This window comes from Stutzerimonas stutzeri (assembly GCF_000935215.1).
In the GTDB taxonomy this organism is placed as follows: Bacteria; Pseudomonadota; Gammaproteobacteria; order Pseudomonadales; family Pseudomonadaceae; genus Stutzerimonas.
The window spans coordinates 1-522 of sequence record NZ_JXXD01000334.1; the positions used below are offsets into that span (position 1 = coordinate 1).

Sequence of the window (522 nt, forward strand, 5' to 3'; positions counted from 1 at the left end):
CTGCTCGCCAGCGGCCATCCGGTGGTGCTGGCCGGCGACTATAACGTGGTGCCCACCGACGAAGATATCTACAACCCGCGCTCCTGGAAGAAGGACGCGCTGCTGCAGCCGGAAAGCCGTGAATGTTTCGAGCGCCTGCTGGCGCAGGGCTGGACCGACGCGTTGCGCGCCAGGTACCCCGACGAGCGCATCTACACCTTCTGGGACTACTTTCGCCAGCACTGGCAGAAGAACTCCGGGCTGCGCATCGACCATCTGCTGCTTAGCCCGGACCTTGCGCCGCGGCTGCAGGATGCCGGCGTCGATCGCTGGGTACGCGACCAGCAACATGCCAGTGACCATGCGCCTACCTGGATAACCCTGAAAGGTGACGCGAGCGCGGCGGCCGAGCCGGCGAAGTCGAGCAAGCGTGGCAAGACGGGGGCGAGCAGCTAGAGGCAGGCGGTGCGAGGCGGGGCTCGAACGATGCGGCAACGTGCGACGCGGCCGGTTCTGCAAGGCCTTGTGCCAATCGTCGCTGAG

The 522-nt window shown here is 66.3% G+C and carries 1 protein-coding gene; it reads left to right on the forward strand.

Annotation, left to right across the window (positions count from 1 at the left end):
- Positions 1-435 (forward strand): exodeoxyribonuclease III (locus LO50_RS23155; protein ID WP_044316498.1); only part of this gene is annotated, 435 nt, incomplete at its 5' end.
- Between the last annotated feature and the right edge of the window lie 87 nt (positions 436-522).